Genomic DNA, 22,385 nt, shown 5'->3' with positions numbered 1-22,385 from the left:
GCTAGCCTATCGCCATGGCAACACCCAATGTCTCCCATTCGGTGACGCTACGCGTCGAGCTCACCAACCAGCCAGGAACCCTCGGCCGCTTGACCACCGCGATCGGGGAGGCAGGCGGGAACATTCTCGGCGTCGACTTGGTCGAGGTGGATGCTGCGACCATCGTCCGTGACATCACGGTGCTCTCGGGCGATCCGGAGCACGCCGAGCGCATCCGAGAAGCTGCCGAGGGCGTCCCGGGCGTGCACGTGCGCTCGCTGGTCGATCGCGTGTTCCGTCTGCACGCCGGCGGCAAGATCGAGGTTCGCGGCAAGACCCCGATCCAGAACCGCGACGACCTCTCCATGGCCTACACGCCCGGGGTCGCGCGGGTGTCGCTCGCCATCGCCCAGCGCCCCAGTCTGGTGCATCGCTACACGATCAAGTCGAACAGCGTCGCCGTCGTCACCGACGGGACCGCGGTGCTCGGTCTCGGGGCGATCGGGCCGCACGCGTCGCTCCCGGTGATGGAGGGCAAGGCGCAGCTGTTCAAGGAGTTCGCGGGGATCGATGCGTTCCCGGTCCCGATCACGGCTCCCACCACCGAGGCGCTGATCGAGGCGATCGCGGCGCTCGAGCCTGCCTTCGGAGGGATCAACCTCGAGGACATCGCGGCGCCGCGTTGCTTCGAGGTCGAGGCTGCGCTCACCTCGCGGCTCGACATTCCGGTCTTCCACGACGACCAGCACGGCACCGCTGTGGTGGTGCTCGCGGCGCTTCGCAACGCCTGTCGGGTCGTCGACAAGAAGCTCGAGGAGCTCACCGTCGTCATCGCTGGCGCTGGCGCAGCGGGGGTCGCGACGGCCAAGATTCTCGACCACGCCGGTGTCGGACGCATCATCGTCGCCGATCGTCGAGGTGCCATCTTCAGCGGGCGCGAGGAGTTCACCGGCGAGAAGGCGTGGTTGGCCGAGCACACGAACCCAGAGCGTCGCATGGGGTCGGTGGGCGAGGCGCTCGCGGGCGCCGACGTGTTCATCGGCGTGTCGGGACCGGGCGTCATCACCGCCGAAGACGTGCGCACCATGGGCACGAATCCGATCGTCTTCGCGCTCGCGAACCCAGATCCAGAGGTGAGCCCGGAGTCGCTCGAAGGCATCGCGGCCGTCGTTGCGACGGGCCGGAGCGATTACCCGAATCAGATCAACAACGTGCTCTGCTTCCCGGGCATCTTCCGCGGCGCACTGGACGCGCACGCCATGGTGATCACCGAGGGCATGAAGCTCGTTGCCGCGGAGGCGATCGCCGCACAGGTCACCGACGACGAGCTCTCTCCGAGCACCATCATCCCATCGGTGTTCAACCGGAGCGTCGCGCCTGCGGTTGCCGAAGCGGTCATGCGCGAGGCCATCCGTGAGGGCGTCGTGCGCCACGCGATCGACGACTGAGGACCATGGCGCTGCTCCCCGCGAACCTCGTCTGCTGGCCCGGCAAGGTCGTCCGCCTCGAGCCGGTCGGGATCGAGGTCACGGTCGCGGCGCTCGCGGGACCGACGGTCGAGTTCGACGGGGCGGACGGGTGCGACCCCGCGAGCGTCATGGCGATCTCTGCCCGGTGCGTCGCCGCGCGAGCGTGGCTCGGCGCCTCGCTCGTGCGCGCCGAGCACGGGCGCCTTCGTGGTCGGGTGGAGGCCGCGCGCCCCTGGAACCTGCGCGAGGGGCCGCGGGCCGTCCTTCGTAGTCGCGGTACGTACTACCTCCACGGATTCACGCTCGGCGTCCCGATGGTCACCGTCGATGTGTCGGTCGGGGGCGTCGCGATCGAAGCACCTGATGGGGTGCGTGATGCGCCGGGGACGGTGCGGGCCGTGTCGTTCGACGTCAGCGGCCGGCTCGTGCGGGCGGTGGCGGAGGTCGTCGGTGTGGGGGATGAGGTGTGGCGCCTGCGCTTCGTCCACCTCTCCCCTGGCGACGAAGCCGCGGTGGCGCGCTGGGTCTTCGCGCGCCAAGTGAGCGACCGCGCGGCCCTTGGGCCATCGGCACGCCTCGACGACGGTCTCGATGCGAGCGCGCAACTCCTGCACCCTCGGCTCAGTGTTCGGCGTCGTGGTCGTGTGGTCGAGGTGGCCGTGGAGCAGAGGCAGGCAGAGCCTGTGACCTTTGCGCTCGGCTCTCCCGACGACGTCGCGGCGCTCGACCGTTGGTGCGAGGCCGTCGGTCCGTGGTTGCGACTCGGTGCGTGGTGGGATGTCGCCTGGATGGTGCAGGCGCTGCCGGCGAGCGTCGCAGGCGAGCTGAGCCGTGCCATTGTCCACGCCGCGGCGGACCACTGGCGCGTCGCGGTCCCCGAAGCCACGACGCGACTCGAGGGACCCCAGGAGGCTTGGCCATCGTGGTACCGTCCGATCACGCACGACGCCGTTGGCGGCGCGAGCGCAGGCGGCGACCGCACGAGCGATTGATCACCGGTGCTCGTCCCCTGGTAGGCCGACATCACGAGCTGGCGCGGATGGTGGGACAGGATGCCTCTGCCAGCTCGCAGCGTCGACGCCAGGGACGACAGAGCGTGCGGGACGTGGCGATAGGGGATGCTTCGGTGATGCCGGCTGGCATGGGGCCGGGCGGTCTCCTCGCGCTCTCTGGAGGTCTCTCGAGCCATCAGCCCAGGAGCAACGCTCCGCTACCGATACTCGTGCGGACGCACGGCACGTACCCGCCTGCGAGGAGCTCGTAGAGCTAGCCCTGTGACGCCCCTTGGTTCGCCGATGTCGATGCCGAGCCCCCGAGGACACCCGACAGCTCGCCCGCGCTCGTGATCAGTTCGACCTCGTTCGACGGTGGGATGGTGATCGATACCGGCTGGTTCTGGTCTTCATAGGTGATGGTCAGGTTCACCTGGACGCCAGCACTGGTCGAGACGGCCTCGTGCACCTGGACGAGCTCGTGTGCGCTGTTGATGGCCGCCGTGATGACGGCACTGACGGTGTCGAGCGTCGACGCCGCTTGACTTGCCAGGCTCGGATCGGCCGCGGAGAGGAGCTGCGACATCGCCGACCCGCTGATGGTGGCCTTCACCAGCGTGCACGTTTGACCGTCGACCGTCGCGGTGCCGTCGGGCTGTGGCTTGACGGCGGCTCGGAGCGCTGCTGCAACCTTGCTCGCGAAGGCCGAGCTGTTCGTGGGGATAGGCAGCACCGACGACGGAATTTCGAGCCAGGTCGTTGCGGTCGCGTTCGGTGTCGCGACGGTCGGATAGTGCAGGTAGAGATCCGACTGGGTGGCGATCTCGGTGATGCGAAGGCCGTGGACGCTCGTCGTCACCTCGAAGAGGTGCTCAGGGATCGAGGCCGCCCCCGACAGGGTGAAGGTCGCGTAGCCGGCTGGGGTCACGGTCGTCGATCCCGCGCTTGGGGCACTCGCCGAGGCCGGGGTCGCCACGTTCCCCGATCCGGTGAAGCGGAAGGAGGTCATCGAGACGAGTTTGGCGGAGGCGTCCGAGAGCAGCTGCGACGGTGGCAACGAAGCGGTCGGGGTGCTCGACGACGACGACGAGCTTGCCCCGCCCGAGGAGCCGCAGGCCGCTGCGGCGACGGCGAGGGCGCCGACGACACCGATCCGCGCAGCCCATGTTCCCCGTGACGACGCTCTCACTCGCACGACACCCACCTCCCAAGCGGACTCTAGGCTCAATGCCGCCAGATGTCAAGACGCTCTGTCGCTGCCTTCGTAGGGCAGGCCGAGGTCCGGGGCGCGGACCAGCGCGACGAAGGGAGTCGGGGCGATGACGTCGGCGGCGGTGCCTCCGCGATCGACGACCGCGAGGGCTTGGGACACGGTGGCCCCGACCTCGCGAACCGCGTCGATCGCCGCGAGCAGCGAGACGCCGCGCGTCGGCGTGTCCTCGACGACACAGACGACGTCGTCGGGGTCCAGCGCTCCCGCAATGGCCCCTCCCTGGCCGTAGGCTTTGGGCTCCTTGCGCACGCTGAAGGCCTTCAGCGCGCGGCCCCGGAGCTGCGCGAGCGTCGCGGTCGCGAAGGCAACCGGGTCGGCACCCATGGTGAGGCCGCCGATGGCGGTGACGGTGGGATCGAGTGCCTCGAGTGCGAGTTCCGCGGTCGCAGCGAGTGCCATCGGTCGACAGATCGCACGCTTGGTGTCGATGAACCAGGTCGAGGTGGCACCGGACTTGAGCGTGAAGCTACCTCGGAGGATCCCGTAGGTCTCGAGGGCATCGATCAGGACGGCACGGTGGTCGACCATGTCACTCCTTCGTCACTCGCTTCGACGACGCCGAGGTCCACGGCGTCAGGTACTCGCTCGCGGAGCGCGCTCGCCGCATCGGGTGGCGCGATCAGCACCATGCCGATCCCGAGGTTGAAGGTGGCCCGCATCGCCTCGAGGGAGACGTCGCCGTCGTCGGCGAGCCGACGGAAGATCTCGGGCCAGGCCCAGGGCTTGACCTCGACGCCGAGGCCCGTAGGCAGCACCCGTACGAGGTTGCCGGCGAGGCCGCCGCCTGTCACGTGCGCGGCGGCGTGCAGCAAGCCGGCGCGGGCGAACTCGAGAACCAGGGGGGCATAGAGCACCGATGGCTCGATGAGGGCGTCGTAGAGGGGTCGGCCGTCGGCGAGGAGCGGTCCGGTCTCACCGCGTGCCACCGCCTCGAGGACGTCTGCGTAGACGCGACGCACGAGCGAGAAGCCGTTCGAGCGGAGGTTCGGCGAGCGGAGGCCGAGGACGCGGTCGCCAGCGCGAACGCGCTCGGATCCGAGCGTCGCGTCGCCATCGACGATGCCGACGCAGAAGCCAGCGAGATCGACCTGACCCGGCTCGAGCACGCCGGGGTGCTCGGCGATCTCACCGCCGATGAGCGACGCCCCGACCTCGCCGAGTGCCGCTGCCATGGCATCGACGAGCAATGCCACCAGCGAGGGCTCGACGCGACCGAGGGCGAGGTAGTCGAGGAAGAAGAGCGGGGTTGCTCCGGTGACCACGAGATCGTCGACACACATGGCGACGAGGTCGCGCCCCAGTCCTTCGTAGCGGGCGCCGGCCCGGGCGACCTCGGTCTTCGTCCCGACGCCGTCGGTCGTCGCGACGAGGGTCGGACGTGCACCACCGAGGCCGCCGATCTCGTAGAGCGCGCCGAAGCCCCCGATCGGGCTCGCGACCCGTTCCGTAAACGTCCGGGCGACGATCTGAGCGATGCGCGCAACCGCGCTATCCGCCGCCTCGATGTCGACTCCCGCCTCGCGGTACTCCACAGTGGCCTCCTCGGCGCCGAGGCTAGTGGCCACGTGGCGCAGGTTCGAGGTGTCAGGTGGGCGCTGGAGCGATGACGGCGGCTCGGCTCACCGCGAGCCCGCACCCGCGGCTGCCGCTTCGCTGACCGTCTCGGGGTATGCCCCGGTCAAGCAGGCATCGCAGCAGCCATGGGTCACGCCAACGGCGTCTCGCAGGTGCGCAAGCGGGAGATAGGCGAGCGAGTCCGCCCCGAGTTCTTGGGCGATCTCGTCGACGGACAGGCGGGAGGCGATGAGCTCGGGGCGACTCGGCGTGTCGATCCCGTAGTAGCAGGGCCAGCGGTACGGAGGCGACGAGATGCGCAGGTGGACTTCGGCCGCCCCCGCCTGGCGCAGCAGGGCGACGAGCTGACGTGTCGTCGCACCGCGCACGATGGAGTCGTCGACCACGACGAGGCGCTTGCCTCGGACGTTGTCCTCGAGGGCGTTCAGCTTCCGTCGGATCGCCTGTCGGCGCTGCGCAGCCCCGGGGTTGATGAAGGTGCGCCCGATGTAGCGATTCTTCACGAGTCCCTGGCCATAGGGGATACCGGAGGCGAGGGCGTAGCCCTCGGCGGCAGGGATGCCAGAGTCGGGCACGCCCATCACCATGTCGGCCTCGACGGGTGCGACGCGCGCGAGATGCTCGCCCATCCGACGGCGCGTACCGTGCACCTCTCGGCCCAGCAGCTTGGCATCGGGACGCGCGAAGTAGACGAATTCGAAGACACACAGATGCTGGAAGTGGGGTCCGGGGAGCGAGGAGCTCGCCTGGGCGTCGTCGCCGATGACGAGGACCTCACCGGGGTCCACCTCGCGCTCGAAGCTTGCGCCCACGACGTCGAGTGCGGGCGTCTCGGAGGCCACCACCCAACCGCCATCGGGGAAGCGGCCGACGCACAGGGGGCGAAAGCCGTGGCGATCGCGAGCGGCGATGAGGTGCTGGCCGTCGGTCATGACGAGCGAGAAGGCCCCATGAAGGGGCGCGAGGGCATGCGCGACGGCTTCCGCAACGGCCGCTGGCGTCGTCGCCGATCCGAGGGCCTCGGCGACGGCCGCGGCGATCCGTTCGGTGTCCGAAGGGATCCGGCCGTTGGGGGCTGGCGTCTGAGGCGGGTCGGTGAGGTTGCCGTTGTGGGCGACGGCGATCTGGGCGCCGGCGTGGTCGTGGAGGAGCGGCTGGGCGTTCTCCCATCCTCGGTCGCCAGCCGTGGCGTAGCGCGTATGCCCGATCGCGAGCCGACCGCGCAGCGCACGCAGGGTCGCCTCGTCGAAGACCGACGCCACGAGCCCGAGGTCCTTCACGACCGTGATACGACCGTCGTCGACGGCGGCGATGCCTGCTGACTCTTGTCCACGGTGCTGCAGCGCATAGAGGCCGTCGAATACGGCGAACGAGGCTTGCTCGTCCTCGGACGCGACGAGCACACCGAAGACGCCACAGGCTTCCTCTGGGTGGTCGGCTTCGGAGCCTTGCTCGGAGCCGTGGGTGGGGTGGTCATCCATCGCAGACCCCGAGCCTAGCCTGCGCGCGCGGAGGTGTCGGGGATCGTGCACGATCGAAGCGGGCGACCTGGTGGCCGTCGTGTCCGCGACCTGACACGTTGGCAGTGAGCGAGCTTGGCGGTGAGCGAGCGTTGCTGGGGCCGCGAGACCGCACGTTTCGCTCGAGCGCTCACTCGTCGAGCGGGAGATCGAGGCAGCGACGAAGGGGTCGTCGCACGCTCTGACGATGGTGGTCGGAACCGGTTTCGATCCGGTGACCTCACGCTTTTCAGGCGTGCGCTCTACCAACTGAGCTATCCGACCCGATGCACGTGCGAGACGTGCTCAGCGGACCTGACGGGATTTGAACCCGCGACCTCCGGCTTGACAGGCCGGCGTGCACTCCGAGCTGCACCACAGGTCCCCGGTGGGGCGAAGGGCCCTCGGGCCCTGGGCGTCATCAGTATAGGTCGGCATGGCCGCCGAGGCGCGCGATGGCGTCGATGAGTGCCTCGCCACTTACGACCGGGACATCGAGGTCGCCGTAGCCCACCAGCGGGGACAGGCCGGCCTTGAAGCGTCCATGGGCGTCCGAGCCGCCGGTCGCGACGAGGTGGAGGCGGTCGGCGAGCTCGGCCAAGGCGGTGCGGGTCGAGGGCGCGTAGGCGGCGTAGTGCGCCTCGAGCCCGACGAGACCCAGGTCACGGAGCGTGCGCAGGTGGTCCTCGAGTGCATCGGGCGCGAGCTCGAGGCTGAGCGGGTGGGCGACGACCGTCGCCACACCGATCGCAGCGAGCGGCTCGATCACGTCGGCGAAGCGAAGGCGTGCCTTCGGCACGTACAGAGGGCGACCCTTGGCGAGGTAGCGATCGAACGCATCAGGGATGTCGCGGGCGTAGCCGCGTTCGACGAGTACCGCTGCGACGTGCGGGCGCCCGACGCTCTTCTCGTCGAGCCGGGTCGCTCCCGCAGCAGCCAGCACCGCTTCGAGAGGAACGTCGAGTCCGTTCGCTGCGGCACGTGCGAGGAGCTGCTCGTTGCGACGGGTGCGATCGTCGGCGAGCGTGCCGAGGAGCGACGTGCCAGCGGGCCCGAGGAGTCCAGTCCCGTAGCACAGCAGGTGCAACGAGCCCGTGGTCGTCGCGAGGGAGAGCTCCGCCCCGACGATGAAGGCGCTCGTGCCAGAGAGCGCCTCGCGAAACGCGGCGATGCCCTCGACGGTGTCGTGATCGGTGAGGGCGACGATCTCGGCACCGGCGACGATCCCGGCGAGTTCCGCAGGGTCGTTCGAGCCATCGGAGGCGGTGGAGTGGAGGTGGAGATCGATCATCGTGCGTGTTCACACGGACGTGGGGTGAACACAGCATCATCACTGCGCGTGTCGTTCGTCAGGGATCCCGTCACGACTACCTCGTTCATCGTGCGATTCGCACTCATGGGCGCCCAGTCCTCTGCGACGGAACTCGGCGCGCACGATGCCGTGCCGCGGTCACTGTAGCGCTCGTTCGCCGAGGCACGCTCCATCGCGGGCGGCGAGGGCGCACGCGCGTGGTCGGCGCCGCGTGGTCTGTTCCAAGGCGATCGGGTTGTGATCTGCGGCTCTCGGCGTGGCAGGTGCACCGCGGCCTGCGATCGTGGTGCGAGCCCGCCGATTCCTCGCTCCAGCTCGTGTGACTGATCGAGCCGTCGATCTGCTCGCTCGCGGGGGCTCTTCGAGGTTGGCCCTGCAAGCCGTGACCGAGCGCAATGCACGGTGGCCATGCACACGACGTTGGATCGATATCGACTGGGTCTCGCTGCGACAGGGTGGCGGCGAGGTGCGCATGACGGCAGGCCGAAGCTGTTTGTGCTGGCTGCTGCTCCGATCGACGTTGGGCCTGTCGTATGCGGCTGCGGTGAGGTCGGCGGAGCCGTGTGGACTCGTGCCACCATCGCCTCGATGGAACCTATCGATTCGACCTACGTGGGACGTGCTGCTGTTGCACCGCATTGTCGGCTCGCTCGATCGCCTGCGTCACCCCTCGTCTCGGCTCGGAACGCGAACTGGCACCCCCAACGGGATTCGAACCCGTGCTACCGCCTTGAAAGGGCGGCGTCCTTGGCCGCTAGACGATGGGGGCACGCCTGTCGCTATATCAGTGTACGACCTCTGCGAGCCGCCACCGAGTACCCTCTGGCGTGTCCTCCACGATGACACCTCCGGCGGCCAGTGCGTCGCGGAGGTGGTCGCCGAGCGCGAAGTCGCGCGCAGCTCGCGCCGCTTCGCGTCGTGCGATGATCGCTTCGACAACCGGGGCGATGGCCGCTTCGCGGTCGACGAGCCCGTCGGTGAGGCGTCGGGCGAGCCGGGCGAGCCCGGTGACGACGCGGTCGTCGTCGACGCCGACGAGTGCTGCGATCTGGCCAAGGGCGTCGGTGATCTCGCCTCGGTCGATGGCCTCGTCGAGTGCCGCAAGGTCGCCAGCCGCCGATGCCGAGGCGGTGTCACCTGGCCGTGGGTGATCTGTGGCGCCGAGCCGGTCGCGCAGTTCGTCGAGCGCCAGCGTTGCCGGGGCCGCGATCGCATGCTCGTTGCCGCGCACGCGAAGCACGAGGCGTCCCTTCCCGAGCACCCGCACTTTGCCAGAGCCATCGAGGACGACAGCGGTGTGCTCGTCGATGCCGAGGATGCCGACGCCCGGGGGGAGCTGGTCCTCGAGCAGACGAAGGCGACGTTCGCCGATGTAGCAGAACCGCGTGTCGTGGGTCGCCCCCTCCTTGTTGTCGTAGTGAGGGACGACCGCTGCCGTCACGCCGAAGGCATCGAGGAGGTCGAGACCGTCGAGCCATCGAGGATCCTCGCCGACCTTGTAGATCTCGTAGACGGGGATTGTGTAGCGACCTGCGGTGAGTGCGGCCGCCGATGCCAGCACGACGGTGGCACCGTCGACAAGCCGCTCACGCAGCACGGGTCCTGCACCCGCGGTGCGAAGCTGAGCCAAGCCGTAGCTCGGACTGCCAGGTCCGGCGAAGAGGTAGTTGCCCCAGGCGAGGGTCTCGAGGAACCGCCCGCGTTCGAGTGCGCTCAGCGCGCTCGCACGACGCGCGCTCGCGACCTCGAGTGGGAGATGCAGGCTTACGTCGAAGTACTCCTGGGCCTTGGCGACGAGTTCGTCGGCGTTCTCCTGGAAGCCGAAGGTTGCATCGAGGAAGACCGGCCGTGGTGGGTCGAGCTCGGCGAGGAGCTGGCGATGGACCGCGACCATCGACGGAGCGAGCTCGCCGGATCCAAGAAGCGCAAGTGCACCATGTGGGAGAGAAGTCATGATGGCGTACCAACACCGTCGACACTCACACGCTTCCTCGTGCGACTCGGTCGCACGAGGAAGCGGCCCTGATCAACCGCTCACATCTACGCGGCGCCTCGGCCTCGTTGGCTTCGTAAACTGATGTTCCGCATTCGTTCGGGCCTTGGACACGAACGAATGACGATCGCTCAAGGGAGGACCACCACCATGCGCATCATCGTCTACGGCGCGGACGGCTACATCGGGTGGCCGATGGCGCTGCACCTCGCGGCCCAAGGTCACGACGTGCTCGCCATCGACAACGGTGCCCGTCGCCGTTGGGACGCAGAAGGCGGTACCCGTCCCCTGAACGAGATCGCCTCGTTCACCGAGCGCGTCGAGACCTGGAACGCCCTCGGCAAGGGTGCCCCCATCCGCATCGCCGAAGGCGACATCTGCGACTACGACTTCGTCCTCGAGACCATGCGCGCCCACGACCCAGAGGCCCTCGTGCACTTCGGCGAGCAGCGCAGCGCCCCCTACTCGATGATCTCGCGCGACCACGCGGTGCGCACTCAGGTCAACAACATCGTGGGCAACCTCAACATCCTCTTTGCCATGCGCGAGGTCAACCCCGAGATCCACCTCGTCAAGCTCGGTTCCATGGGTGAGTACGGAACCCCGAACATCGACATCGAAGAGGGTTACCTCACCATCACCCACAACGGCCGCAGCGACACCTTGCCCTACCCGAAGCTGCCGCACAGCTTCTACCACCTCTCCAAGGTGGCCGACTCCTACAACATCCACTTCACGACGCGGGTGTGGAACTTCCGCGCCACCGACTTGAACCAGGGCGTCGTCTACGGCGTCGCCACCGACGAGACGGTGCTCGACCCGCGCCTTGCGACCCGCTTCGACTACGACTCGGTCTGGGGCACCGCCCTCAACCGCTTCGTGATCCAAGGGTCCCTCGGCTACCCCATCACCGTCTACGGCCGTGGCGGCCAGACCCGTGGCTACCTCGACATCCGCGACACCATGGCCTGCATCACCCTGGCCCTCGAGCACCCGGCCGCCCCTGGTGAGTTCCGTGTCTTCAACCAGTTCACCGAGCAGTTCACCCTGAACGAGCTCGCCGAGACCGTGGCAGGCGTCCTGGGACGCCGAGGCCTCGAGCCCACCATCGTCCACCTCGACAACCCACGCATCGAGAAGGAAGAGCACTACTACAACGCCCGTCACTCGGCCCTGCTCGACCTCGGTCTGCAACCCCACTACCTCGCCGACACCCTCATCGACTCCCTCGTGGACTTCGTCCAGGCGAACGCCGCCAACGTCGACCCCGAGCTCCTCGAGACCCCGACGGTGACCTGGCGCGAGGGTGCGAACGAGGTCTGGTATCGCCACGCGGACCTCACCGTGGCGGCCGAGAACCGAGCACGCGAGGCCACGAACACCATTCGGGAGGCGCTCGAGTCGTAGGGGCAGGCGGGTCGTGAGGACACGAGGAGCCCCCCGCCCCGCAGCCCTCAACCAAGCTCGCTGGTGGCGACCCAGTAGATCTGGAGTCGTGAGTGCCCGTGCGGAGCCTGTCCTCGAGTCGTTGCCGTGCACTGCTTCGTCATTCGCCCGAGCGTGGGCGTGGCGCTGTTGGCCGACGGCTTGCGGGCTGTGTCGCCGAGGTTGCATGGCGCGGACCAGCAGGCTGGTGGCTCGCAGGAGAAGCGTGTCCGGGCTGATGATCGGCTCCCTTTGGGCTCTCCCGTGCACTCATGCTGTTCGCGTTCGGCTCGCTGGCGCCACCGCAGCGACGGGCAGCGGCCCTTGGCGACGGCGCTCGCGCGAGGCGGGATGGGCACCGTTCTCTTCATGTCATCCGGAGAGGAGCGGTCGTCGTGCCTCGCTCATGGAGAGATCCTCGCCGGCTTCAGCATTGGCATGCCAAGCGCGCTCACCTCGCGCTGGGTCGCTGGAGCGCTTCAGCCACCGTGGGCGAGGTTGCAGCTCCGCCGATGCGATCAGGGCCATTGGCGTGTTCGCGCTCCGGCGCGGCTCCACGTTGCGAGGATCAGGTGGCGTGCGGGTCTGTCCGATCACGCTCGCACAAGCGGTAACGGGCCCCTCGCCGTTGTCCGATCTGCTCGATCACACCGGCATCGCGGAGCGTCCGGATGGCCCGTGCGACGGCATCTGGGTCTGCATCCAGCCGGGATGCGATGTCGTTCCGGTTGAGCGGTCCACCGGCGTCGCCGAGAACTGAGCGCACCGCGTCCTCGAGCGACGCCTCTGAGGCCGCTCCGGTCGGAGGTGGCGACGTGCCACGCGCGGTGTCCGAAGAGGACTCGGTGCTACGCGCGAGATCGATGCGTTCCGCATCGCTCGCACCGAGGTAGCGTTCGGGGTGGGCCGTGAGGACGATGGCTTGGGCGTCGGTCGCGAGTGCGGTGAGCTGTGCGACGAGCATGCGCGTCCTCGTGGTATCCGAGTAGCCGAGCGCGTCGTCGAGCACGATGGGCACGGCGCCAGTGAGCTGGGTCGCTGCGAACCGACAGGCGAGCTCCACTTGCTCGCGGGTTCCTGCCGACAGCGCGGCGATCGGCGTCGTCGCAAGCGCCGTCCGCGAGCTCGTCGGCCGTCGCAGACTCTCGACGCCGAGGTGTTCGTCGAGGATCACCTCCACGCGCTCGCCGAGCGTGGCGGTGAGGATGCGTTCCACGAGCTGTCGATACGGAGCTTCGGTTCGCTCCCGCGCACGCCGCTGTTCTTCCTCCAAGACCTCGACAAGCCGTCGTGCGGCCGCGCGCTGGCCCTCGAGCACGGCGACTCGTCGACGAAGCCCTTCGAGGCGCTCCTCGAGGTTGACGACGCGGTCGGCGAGTCCTGTGGCGCGCTCGAGGCGCTCCTCGAGGAGGCGTCGTTGGGTGGTGAGCTCGGCTCTTCGGTTCGAGAGGCCCCCAAGCTCGGTGGCGAGGACTTCCAGCTCCTCGTCGAGATGGTTCCGGGTCTCGATGGCGTCGGTGAGTTCGCGGTGCCGATGGCGCTCCGTCTCGAGTTCGCGCTCGAGGTCCTCGATGCGCGCGACGCGATCGCTCTCGGCTGGCTCTGCGGCAAGGTCGCGCTCTGCTTGTTCGAGTTGCAGGGCCTCACGCTCGCGTGCGCCGACGAGCTGTTCGAGGTCCTCGTGGTACCGGCGTTCGGCGACTTGTGCCTCCTCCGCAGCGGCCTCGAGCGCCTCGACGTGATCGCTCAGGGCCCTGACTCGTCGCTCGAGCTCGTCGCTGGGTGCGAGCTCGGGGGCGTCGTCGAGTCTCGAGGCTGCAGCACGGGCGCGAGTCGCCTCGTCGTCGAGGGGCTCGATGCCGTCGGGAGCGAGGTTCGCGAGCTCGCGTCGCAGCTGGTCCAGTTCGTGGTCGTACTGGGCAGCCTTCTCGAGGAGGGCGCGCGCCTCGTCGAGGCTCGCGACACCGAGACTTGCGAGGAGTCGGGTGCGTTCGGCGGCGAGCTCCTCGAGTTCGCTGACCGCCGAGCCGGGCGAGATCTCCATGGTGACGTCCCCGAGCGACACGATGATACGCTCGTCGATCGGTCGCACCATCGCGTGGGCCGGCTCGAGCCGTTGGAGGTCCCCGTTCACGACGACCTCGACCGACCGCTCGCTCCTGATGGTGAGGCTGGGTCCGACGGTCTCGAAGACGGTTCGCGTGGCCAAGAGCCTGGCCTCGGCCTCCTGGAGGCTCGCCACCAGTGCGTCATCGAGCCTGCGCGGTGGAGCGATCTCGAGGGCGGCGACGCGATTGCGGAGCTCCACTGCTCTCGCAACCTGGGCGCTCAGACGTTCGGCGCCTGCAGCGACGCTGGCCAGCGCTTCGCGCTCCCTGGCGCGCGCCTGGGTCTCGCGGAGCTCACCGAGCTCACGTCGAGCTTGGTCGAGGCCGTCGTGCGAAGCACCGAGTTGCGCCTGCACCCGCGTGAGCTGCTCGCGCCGCTCCTCGAGGTCGCGATCGAGCTGTTCGATGCGTTCTCGCGAGCGTGCGAGCGCGCTCGCGAGTTCACGCTGACGTTCGAGGGCCTCGAGCTCTCGCGCGATCGCATCGGAGAGGTCGGCGACTCGGCGCGACGATCGCTCGACCTCGACGTCGAGGCCCTCGAGCTCCGCGCGGCGTCGGAGACGTTCGTCCTGTTCGGCCTTGAGGCGAGCCTCGTCGTCGGGGAGTGTCGCCAGCTGCTCGGCGATCGTCTCGAGGTCCCGGCGCGCCTCAGCCACGGCGTTGACGTCTGCGGTGGCAACCAGGTAGGCGGCCTCGGTGCGGTCGAGTTCGTCGCGGGCTTGGCGGAGGTCCCCGGTTGGCTGGGAGCGTCCGGGCGTCTCGTAGCGGGCAAGCTCGGTGCGAGCCCGGGCAAGCAGCCCGGGATCGACCAAGGCCTCCTCGCCACTTCGTCGCTCCAGGGCTTCGGCCACGATCCTGCTCGCGGCGAGGTGCGTAGTTCCCGCTCCGTTGTCGATGAGGGTGCTCACGAGCGGATCGCCAGCACCCTCGCCAAGTCCCGCAGTCGTCAGCAATTCGGCGAAGCGCGTCTCGGCTTCTCGTCCATCGAGCTGTCCTGCGCCGGCGATGACGAGCTGTGTGAGAGGTCGGGTGAGCCAGCGCTTCGTGAGCTCGACCGTGGTGTCGTCGAGCGCAAAGACGGCACCAACCTCGACCCCGCCAGACGGGCCGGCCAGCGCTTGCACCTCGCGGTGACGTGACGTGGAGGGGGTCGCGAGCAGCAGCCGCAGGCACGCGACGATGGTCGACTTCCCCGCCTCGTTGGGGCCGTGGATGATGGTGAGCCCCGGACTTCGCAACGTGAGCTCGAGGCCCCGGAGGTGGCGGGCCTCGCCGATACGGAGGCGGACGAGACGCATCATCGTTCGTTCCCCTCGAGGGCGAGTCGCGCGAGCAGCCGCAGCGCTGCCTGTGAGACGGGGTCGGGGTCGTCGAGGAGGCGTTCGAAGGCCGTGGCGGCGGCCCCTCGAAGGTGAAAGTCGGCCGGGATGCTGGCATCCGACAGGCTCGCGACCCGCTCGACGTCGAGCTCGAAGCCGGCCAGGGCGGCAGCGGCTGCCTCGAGGTTCTGCTCCAGGGTGAGACGGGCCGCGAGAGGGAGCGTGCCGTCGAGGTGGAGGCGGACGACGCAGCGTGCCGGATCCTCCAGCGTGCGAAGCCGACCGGCGATCGCCGCGACGTCGTCGGCGCTGGTGACCGTCTCCGCGAGCGTGAGGATGCGCCATCTCCCCACGCGGATTCGCTCGATCGCTGGCGGGTGCGACGGCTCCAGGGTCACCGCAAGTGCCCAGCCTGGGTCGCGCTCATCTGCGGCGGTGACCTCATGGGTTCCGCTGAAGGCGACGCGTCCACCGACGAAGATCTGGTAGGAGTGATGATCGCCGAGGGCGACGTAGTGGATGAGCCCCGTGTCGAGGGCGGCCACGATCTCATCGGCGGGGAGCGTCGAATGGGTGGTCACGCTGTCGTAGCGCTCCCACTGACCGTGCGCGACGAGGACCCGAACCGTCCCGGCGGGTGGCGGACCGTAGGACTCGAGGGCGCGGACCGTGTCCCAGGCGGGGTTGCGCCCCGGGATGCGCGAGCGCCACGGGGCGCCGACCACCTCGAGTCCTGGAACGACGGTGCGCGGCTCCCAAGAGTCGAGCACGATCAGCTGGTCGGGGAGATCGTCGCGGGCGAGGATGGCGTGCGGCTCGAGGGCGTCATGGTTCCCAGGGAGGGCAACGATAGGGAGCTGCTGGCGCGCGATCACGCCGAGCGTGCGTTGGATCTGGTCCTCCGACAGCGTGTTGTCGTCGAAGAGGTCGCCCGCCACGATGACGCAACACGCGCCACGCGAGCTCGCCTCGGCGAGGAGACGCTCGGCGGCGTCGACACGATCGTGGCGGAAGCGGTGGCGAGCCTCCTCGGTCATGGTCCGAGCTGGCATGCCGATCTGCCAGTCGGAGGTGTGGATGATGAGCACGGGCTCATGGTAGGTCATGGGGGCGACACGTGCTCGGAGCGAGGGAGCGGTAGCCTCGACCCGGGGCTCGGACGAAGGAGGCGCCGTGGACGAAGCGATGCGGCAGGTCTGGAACGCTCGCTACCGAGAGAATGATCGACTCTGGATCGGCGAGCCGGATCCTGCGATCGTGGGCATCGTCGAACGAGTGCAGCCTCGATCGGCAGTGGATCTCGGCGCAGGCGAAGGGCGCAACGCGCTGTGGCTCGCGTCTCGTGGGATCGAGACGACCGCGGTGGACGTGGCTGACGTCGCGCTCGAGCGCCTTGCCCGCGCTGCCGAGGAGCAAGGTCTGGCTGTCACGATCCAACACGCCACCATCGAGGAGTTTGCCCAGCTCGGCCTCCAGTTCGACCTCGTGCTGCTCGCGAACATCCATCCGCCTGCCGAGGAGCGACGCCGACTGCACGCGCTCGCCTTCGGCCTCGCCAGCCCCGGAGGGCGGCTCGTCATCATCGGCCACCACGTCGACGGGGTCGGCATCGCTGGTCCTCCGGATCCGGATCGGCTCCTCAGCGAGGACGAGATCCGCTCGCAGTTTCCGGAGCGGTCGATCGAACTGCTCGAGGTCGTTCGAGACCGTGCCGATCATGGCCACGTCGCCCCGTCGCTGGTCGCCGTGGTCCGACGCGACGCCGAGCGCTAGCCGGCTCGACCACGAGGGCCGAGCCTCGCGCTCGATCGGGCGTCGCGTGCTCCCTTAGCGCGTCTTGGGTGCGAGCAGACCCCGGTCGGCGGCTCGACGCAACTGGGCCAGTGCGTCACGCAGCGTCGTCGCCTGGCGTGCGAAGCTCCAGCGGAGCACGAGTGGCGCTCGCTCCGGCTCGACGTAGAAGGGCTCGATGGGAATGGTGACGATGCCGGCACGCTCGGCGAGGATGAGGGCGGCTTCGGTGGCGGTCTCGGCCTCGACGGGGCCGAGGTCGGTGAGCACGAAGTAGCCCGCTTGGGTCGCGAGTGGCGTGAAGCCGAGCTTGGCGAGGCCGTCGACGAGCACGTCGCGTTGCCGGGCGAGTGGATCGCGCACCAGGGGGACGATGAGATCGAGATTGCCGAGCGCGTCCGCCACGGCGTGCTGCAGTGGGGTGGCGCCGGCATAGGTCAGATACTGCGCCTGCGATCGCACCTCGCTCACCAGGTCGGCAGGCCCGATCGCCCACCCGACCTTCCACCCCGTCAGGCCGAAGGTCTTTGCTGCCGAGGAGACGACGACGGTGCGATCGGCCATCGCGTCGAAGGTCGCGATCGAGCGGTGGCTGCCTTCGTAGACCAGGAACTCATAGACCTCGTCGGAGAGGACGCGCAGGTCGTGTCGGGTCGCAACGGCGCTGATCGCCGCGAGTTCCTCGTCGGAGACGACCATACCGCTCGGGTTGTGCGGCGAGTTGACGATGAGCATGCGGGTCCTCGGCGTGATGGCCTGTTCGAGCCGCTCCGCGTCGAGGCGCATCGTGGACCCGAGATCGACCCCGACCGGCGTAGCTCCCGCCATGCGTACGGCCCAGAGGTAGGCGTCGTAGGCAGGCTCCAGCACGATGGCCTCATCGCCTGGCTCGAGCCAGGCGAGGCAGGCGGCAGCGATCGCTTCGGTCGCGCCCACCGTGATCGTGACGTCGCGCAGCGGGTCGATCGGTCGCCCGAGCCGCTGGCTCCAGATCGAGGCCACCCGCGTGCGGAGCTCTGGCACGCCTCCGGCTGGTGCGTACTGGTTGTGGCCCGCGCGGAGGCTCCGTACGCCGGCCTCGATCGCGAGTGCGGGGCCGGGCGTATCGGGGAAGCCCTGCCCGAGGTTGATGGCGTTGTGCTCGGTAGCGAGGCGCGACATGGTCGCGAAGATGGTCTCGCCCATCATGCGTCGTCGCTCGCTTGCGGGGTGCACGGCGGGAGTCTACGCGCCGAGCGTCGCGGACGGCGCGGGCGTGACGCGCGTTGCCAGTAAGACTGGCGTTGTGCTAGCTTTGATGGCATGCGAACGACGCGAACCGCCCAGGCCACTGTGATGGCGCTCGCCGCCGTCGCCCTCGGGGCCTGTGGCTCGACGCAGCACGCGAGTGCCTCGCACACGCACGAAACCGCGAGCGTTGCCTACGCCGGCTCGCTCGAGTACCTCAACGAGCACGTCATTGGGCCAGACTTCGCCCGAGCGACCGGTGACGTCTACGAAGGACGCGGCGGAGGATCCTTCGGTCTTGCCCATGACATCATCGCCGGCGAGATCAGCCCGAACGTGTTCGAGTCGATCGGCGGGGCGCCCATCGCCGAACTCGAGCCGCGCTTCACTCGTTGGTACGTGACGGTGGCCTCCAGTCCGATCGTCCTCGCGTACAACCCCCACACGTCGTTTGCTCCTCGTCTGGCTGCGATCGCAGCGGGCCGAGCTCCCTTCACTGAGCTGTTCAGTCTGCTGCGAACGCCTGGCTTCCTGCTCGGACGGACGAACCCGGCCACCGACCCCCAGGGACAAGCGTTCTACGAGATGGTCGAACTCGCCACCGTCCGGTACCACCTTCCGGCTTCCACGACGAGCGCCGTGCTCGGTAGCCTCGAGAACCCGTCGCAGGTGTATTCGGAGACGTCGCTCGAGGCTCGGCTCGAGAGCGGTCAGCTCGATGCAGCGAGCGCCTTCCGCTCCCAGGCGATCCAGCTCCACCTGCCCTACATTGCGCTCCCTGCCGCCATCGACTTCGGTGATCCGGCGGACGCGGCAACGTACGCGACGGCCTCGCTCACCCTTCCCGATGGCAGTGTCGTCCACGGTCACGCGCTCACGCTCGCGGTGACGACTCTCGGGCGCCACGACCAGGGCGCGGCGATGGCCTTCGTCGACTACGTGATCGATGGTGCTGGGAGGGAGGCGCTCGCGGCGGGTGGCTACACCCTGCTGCGGCCCACCGTGACGGGGACCGGTGTTCCGCATGTCGTTCGCACCGCTGTCGCGCGCGCCGACGGCTAGAGAGCCGCTTCGGATCGCCCAGAGCGCCCTGGCGGTCGCCGGGGGGCTCGTCGCATGGGTGGTGCTGCTCGGGCCACTCCTGACGCTGCTGTGGCACCTGGGCCCGCACGCGCTGGTGGTCGCCCTCAGTGCACCGGACGCCCTCGGTCCGGCTGGGACGTCACTTTTGGCCTCTGCGGTCGCGCTCGTCATCGTCGTGGCGGTGGGCACGCCGGTCGCGCTCGTCATCGCCGAGCGCGGTGGCGCCGTCGCTCGTATCCTCGAGGCGAGTTTGCTGGTCGTGCTCTTGATGCCGCCGCTCGTCATCGGCCTGCTCCTCGTGTTCATGGTGGGTCCGCTGACCCCGATCGGGGGGCTGCTCGCGCGAGTGGGGCTCGATGCCACGAACACGTTCACTGCGCTCGTCATCGCCGAGGTCTACGAGGCTGCCCCGTACTTCGTGCTTGCTGCAGCTGCAGCGTTCGCGGCCGCCGACCACGACGTCGTCGTGCAAGCCCGGCTCCTCGGCGATTCGCCGTGGCGCGCCTTCTGGCGCGCGATGGTGCCCGAGGTCGCGGGCGAGCTCGCGACTGCCCTCTCGATCGCCTGGGCGCGAGCCATCGGTGCGTTCGGGGCGGTCATCATCGTGGCGTATCACCCCTACGGCCTGCCCATGCAGATCTGGACCACACTCAACGAGACTGGGCTCCCCACCGCGTTGCCCTACGCCGTGGTCCTGCTCGTCGTGGCGTTGCCGTTCCCGCTCCTCGCGTACGCTCGAGGGCGACATGCTCGCCGCTGACTGCACTGTCCGACGGGGCTCGTTCACGCTGCGCTGTCGTTTCGAGGTCCCTCAGGGGTCGGTGCTCGGGGTGGTCGGACCCTCGGGCGCGGGGAAGACGACCCTCCTCGACGCGATCGCCGGGCTCGTCGGTCTTGCCGAAGGGTGGATTCGTGTCGGCGAGACGATCGTGTCGAGTCCGGGTGTGCGCGTCGCGCTCGAGCGGCGTGGGGTCGGCCTCGTCCCCCAGCGCACCGCGCTGTTTCGACACCTCGACGTGGTCGGGAACGTGGCCTTCTCTCGTCGTGCGTCGGCTGAGGACGTCGAGGAGTTGCTCCGATACTTTGGCCTCGCCACCCTTCGAGATCGCTCGGTCGGCACCCTCTCCGGTGGGCAGGCTCGTCGGGTCGCCATCGCGCGTGCGCTCGCCGCGCGTCCGAGCGTGCTGGTCTTCGACGAGCCCATGGCCGGTCTCGACCACGAGCTCGTCGACGACGTTGCCGAGGCGATCCGCGACAGTGCGACGCGTTGTGCGGTCGTCGTCGTCGATCACGACCTCGCGAGCATCGCGCGCGTTGCCGACACGCTGCTGGTGCTCGACGACGGGGCGCAGCTCCAGATCGGGCCCGCCTCCCAGGTGCAGCGACAGCCTGCGAGCGCTCGTGTCGCGCGCTTACTCGGTATGGTGGGGCCGTTCGTGGGTCGGTGGGGCGAGGCGTGGGCCTGGCCGTCAGCACTGCACCTCGCCGACGGTCCTGATGGTCCGATCGGGGCCCCAGCGCGGGTCCTCGAGCCTGCGCGGGTGGTGGGAGGACGCCTCGAGCAGCTCGTTTCGGTCGACGGCGTGGGGTCGCTGCGCGCCGAGACGTCATGGGACCGGCCGCTCGGGCAGGGATGGGTGGCACTTACGGACGCGGTGGTCTTCGATCAGAAGGTCCGGACGTGAGCGAGATCGCACGGCGGCTGCGTCGCGTGCGGGGGCTTTCGCAGCAGCAGGTGGCCGACGCACTCGGCATCTCCCGCCAGGCGGTCGCGGGAATCGAGTCAGGAGCCTTCGAACCGTCGCTCCCGGTGGCGATGGCGCTCGCACGCTTCTTCGGCGTGAGCGTGGAGGAACTCTTCGACACGAGCGGTGCTGGGCGCGAGGAGGCGATCGAGCTCGTCGGCCCAGCCGCGGTCGGAGAGCGGATCGAGGTCGCGCGGGTCGCCGATCGACTCGTCGGGGTTCCGCGCGGGGGTGAGCACGGCATCGTGCCGGGATTTCATCCCGCTGGAGCTCGGCTGCTCGGCCCTCGTCGGGCCACGGTGACGAGGCGCCCTGCGCCTGCGGTCGTGGTTGCGGGGTGCGATCCGGCGCTGTTGCTGCTCGCAGGTCCTCTCGCGCACCGCCCTCGGCCGGTCGAGCTCGTCTGGTGGCCGGCGCCCTCCGAAGCCGCGCTGCGAGCGCTCGCGGACGGTCTCGTGCACGCAGCGGGCTTCCACGTGGCGACCGATCCATCGGGTCGGGTCTCCTTGCCGCCCCTGCCGCCCGGTATCGAGGTGCGATCGTTTGCGGCCTGGCGCGAGGGGCTGGTGTCGCGCGCTCGAGACGCGACTCGTCCCCTCGAACTCGTGCAGGGACGGCTCGCGAACCGCCAGCCTGGTTCTGAGGCGCGCGCCCTCCTCGCTGACTGGCTTGCATCCGAGGGCATCGTGCCCGAGCGCGTCCCTGGTTGGGACACCGAGGTCGATTCTCACCTCATGGTGGCCGAAGCGGTCGCGACCGGAGTCGCGACCACGGGCGTCGTCCTCGAGCCCGCGGCGCGGGAGTTCGGACTCTACTTTGCGCCGCTCGCAGACGAGCGCTTCTTCCTCGCCGTGAGCCGCGAGGTGGCACCGAGCGATGAGGAGGTGCGTCGAGCGCTCGATGCCGCCCTTGCGAGCGACGAACTGCATCGCGAACTCGCAGCGCTGCCGGGCTATCGGGGCATCGACGACCTCGGTTCGGTGGTCGATCCCTGAGAGCCCGACGAGGCCGGTTTCTGGTGACGTGCGCGGCTCGCGTACACTGGGAGCATGGATACTGCTCGAGAGCCGGCGATCGACACCGCCTCGGCTCGGGGGGCTCTCTCGTCGGCCGAGCAGCGTGCGTGCCCGGTTGATCACGCGGCGCTTCGGGCCACGGCGTGTCCGGTCGGGGCGCGGAGCGACAGTCGCGCGGACCGAGTGGTGCGCCGGCTGCTGCGGATCCCGGAGCCGACGTCGACATCGGACCGCGAGGAGGCCGCTGAGCGTCTCTTTTCGGTCGCGATGATCCTGTCTGGGCTCCGTTGCACGTTGAGCTACGTCATCATCCCCTTCGTGCTGCCCGCACTGGGCCTCGGCGCGGTGGCGGGGTTCGGCCCCGAGATCGGGATCCCGGTCGGGGTGCTGGCGTTGATCTTCGACGTTCGGGGGATTCGGCGCTTCCACGTCGCGCGTCACCGTTGGCGCTGGTCGATGACGGCGATCTACCTCGCCGTGATCGCGCTCGTGACGTACCTAGTCGTGCAGGACATCGTCGCGCTGATTCACTAGCCGCTGGGCCGCGGCCTTGGCGTGTGCGACGCGTGCGACGGAGGG

17 protein-coding genes, 3 tRNA genes and 1 pseudogene are annotated in these 22,385 nt (G+C 69.2%); 9 read left to right on the top strand and 12 right to left on the bottom strand.

Translation table 11 applies throughout. From position 1 onward, the window contains the following. Positions 1-14: 14 nt before the first annotated feature. Positions 15-1,427 carry an NAD-dependent malic enzyme gene (locus AFER_RS10085; RefSeq protein ID WP_015799327.1) on the top strand — a complete coding sequence of 471 codons (1,413 nt, stop codon included), beginning with the start codon at positions 15-17 and terminating at the stop codon, positions 1,425-1,427. 5 nt (positions 1,428-1,432) lie between these two features. Beyond that, entirely contained in the window at positions 1,433-2,440 is a 1,008-nt protein-coding gene (locus tag AFER_RS10080; RefSeq protein WP_015799326.1) for a PilZ domain-containing protein, read from the top strand. Positions 2,441-2,714: 274 nt separating this feature from the next. On the opposite strand, the gene AFER_RS10075 is transcribed toward AFER_RS10080, so the two are convergent. From AFER_RS10075 to AFER_RS13030, 9 genes and pseudogenes are all read right to left on the bottom strand, one after another. Further along, positions 2,715-3,635, bottom strand: coding sequence for a LolA-like protein (locus tag AFER_RS10075; RefSeq protein WP_015799325.1), 921 nt, complete (start codon positions 3,633-3,635; stop codon positions 2,715-2,717). A gap of 45 nt (positions 3,636-3,680) precedes the next feature. Next, the gene (locus AFER_RS10070; RefSeq protein WP_015799324.1) at positions 3,681-4,241 is read right to left on the bottom strand and encodes an orotate phosphoribosyltransferase; all 561 of its coding nucleotides are present in this window, start codon (positions 4,239-4,241) and stop codon (positions 3,681-3,683) included. Further along, positions 4,217-5,278, bottom strand: coding sequence for a phosphoribosylformylglycinamidine cyclo-ligase (gene purM / locus AFER_RS10065; protein ID WP_041661837.1), 1,062 nt, complete (start codon positions 5,276-5,278; stop codon positions 4,217-4,219). Before purM ends, AFER_RS10070 begins: the two co-directional genes overlap by 25 nt. Before the next feature lie 54 nt (positions 5,279-5,332). Next, the gene (purF, locus tag AFER_RS10060; RefSeq protein WP_015799322.1) at positions 5,333-6,769 is read right to left on the bottom strand and encodes an amidophosphoribosyltransferase; all 1,437 of its coding nucleotides are present in this window, start codon (positions 6,767-6,769) and stop codon (positions 5,333-5,335) included. Positions 6,770-6,996: 227 nt separating this feature from the next. Further along, a tRNA-Phe gene (locus AFER_RS10055) sits at positions 6,997-7,072 on the bottom strand. A 25-nt stretch (positions 7,073-7,097) separates the two neighbouring features. Next, positions 7,098-7,172: transfer RNA gene (locus AFER_RS10050), tRNA-Asp, on the bottom strand. A 36-nt stretch (positions 7,173-7,208) separates the two neighbouring features. Next, a complete protein-coding gene (locus tag AFER_RS10045) occupies positions 7,209-8,078 on the bottom strand; it encodes a hypothetical protein (protein ID WP_015799321.1) in 870 nt (289 codons plus the stop codon). A 714-nt stretch (positions 8,079-8,792) separates the two neighbouring features. Beyond that, positions 8,793-8,868: transfer RNA gene (locus AFER_RS10035), tRNA-Glu, on the bottom strand. A gap of 15 nt (positions 8,869-8,883) precedes the next feature. Next, positions 8,884-9,033 (bottom strand): annotated as a pseudogene (locus AFER_RS13030) (CysS/YqeB C-terminal domain-containing protein); the annotation flags it as partial. Positions 9,034-10,242: 1,209 nt separating this feature from the next. On the opposite strand from AFER_RS13030, the gene AFER_RS10025 reads away from it, so the two are divergent. Continuing rightward, on the top strand, positions 10,243-11,499 hold the full coding sequence (locus AFER_RS10025; RefSeq protein WP_015799319.1) for an NAD-dependent epimerase/dehydratase family protein: 1,257 nt from the start codon (positions 10,243-10,245) through the stop codon (positions 11,497-11,499). A gap of 586 nt (positions 11,500-12,085) precedes the next feature. Here the strand turns inward: AFER_RS10025 and AFER_RS10020 are convergent. Next, positions 12,086-14,926 carry an AAA family ATPase gene (locus tag AFER_RS10020; RefSeq protein WP_015799318.1) on the bottom strand — a complete coding sequence of 947 codons (2,841 nt, stop codon included), beginning with the start codon at positions 14,924-14,926 and terminating at the stop codon, positions 12,086-12,088. After that, on the bottom strand, positions 14,923-16,032 hold the full coding sequence (locus tag AFER_RS11335; RefSeq protein WP_171788997.1) for a metallophosphoesterase family protein: 1,110 nt from the start codon (positions 16,030-16,032) through the stop codon (positions 14,923-14,925). Before AFER_RS11335 ends, AFER_RS10020 begins: the two co-directional genes overlap by 4 nt. An 85-nt stretch (positions 16,033-16,117) precedes the next feature. On the opposite strand from AFER_RS11335, the gene AFER_RS10010 reads away from it, so the two are divergent. Further along, complete coding sequence (locus tag AFER_RS10010; protein WP_015799316.1) at positions 16,118-16,717, top strand: class I SAM-dependent methyltransferase; 600 nt, start codon at positions 16,118-16,120, stop codon at positions 16,715-16,717. 54 nt (positions 16,718-16,771) lie between these two features. Here the strand turns inward: AFER_RS10010 and AFER_RS10005 are convergent, their stop codons facing one another. Beyond that, the gene (locus AFER_RS10005) at positions 16,772-17,950 is read right to left on the bottom strand and encodes an aminotransferase class I/II-fold pyridoxal phosphate-dependent enzyme (RefSeq protein ID WP_041661834.1); all 1,179 of its coding nucleotides are present in this window, start codon (positions 17,948-17,950) and stop codon (positions 16,772-16,774) included. Positions 17,951-18,037: 87 nt separating this feature from the next. Here AFER_RS10005 and AFER_RS10000 point away from each other — a divergent pair, with 87 nt between their 5' ends. Genes AFER_RS10000 through AFER_RS09980 form a run of 5 tightly spaced genes read left to right on the top strand, consistent with a single transcriptional unit; the run spans position 18,038 to position 22,340 of the window. Beyond that, positions 18,038-19,024 carry an extracellular solute-binding protein gene (locus AFER_RS10000; protein ID WP_041661833.1) on the top strand — a complete coding sequence of 329 codons (987 nt, stop codon included), beginning with the start codon at positions 18,038-18,040 and terminating at the stop codon, positions 19,022-19,024. Next, a complete protein-coding gene (locus AFER_RS09995; RefSeq protein WP_015799313.1) occupies positions 18,987-19,805 on the top strand; it encodes an ABC transporter permease subunit in 819 nt (272 codons plus the stop codon). Before AFER_RS10000 ends, AFER_RS09995 begins: the two co-directional genes overlap by 38 nt. Beyond that, positions 19,792-20,730: an ATP-binding cassette domain-containing protein gene (locus AFER_RS09990; protein ID WP_015799312.1), complete on the top strand. Its 939-nt coding sequence runs from the start codon at positions 19,792-19,794 to the stop codon at positions 20,728-20,730. The genes AFER_RS09995 and AFER_RS09990 overlap by 14 nt, the downstream gene beginning before the upstream one ends. After that, positions 20,727-21,785: a substrate-binding domain-containing protein gene (locus AFER_RS09985; protein WP_015799311.1), complete on the top strand. Its 1,059-nt coding sequence runs from the start codon at positions 20,727-20,729 to the stop codon at positions 21,783-21,785. The genes AFER_RS09990 and AFER_RS09985 overlap by 4 nt, the downstream gene beginning before the upstream one ends. Before the next feature lie 54 nt (positions 21,786-21,839). Continuing rightward, a complete protein-coding gene (locus AFER_RS09980) occupies positions 21,840-22,340 on the top strand; it encodes a hypothetical protein (protein WP_015799310.1) in 501 nt (166 codons plus the stop codon). Positions 22,341-22,385: the final 45 nt, after the last annotated feature.

Source organism: Acidimicrobium ferrooxidans DSM 10331, from assembly GCF_000023265.1.
Taxonomy (GTDB): Bacteria; Actinomycetota; Acidimicrobiia; order Acidimicrobiales; family Acidimicrobiaceae; genus Acidimicrobium; species Acidimicrobium ferrooxidans.
The sequence above is the reverse complement of the archived record's forward strand: the minus strand, read 5'-3'. Positions and strand labels throughout refer to the sequence as shown.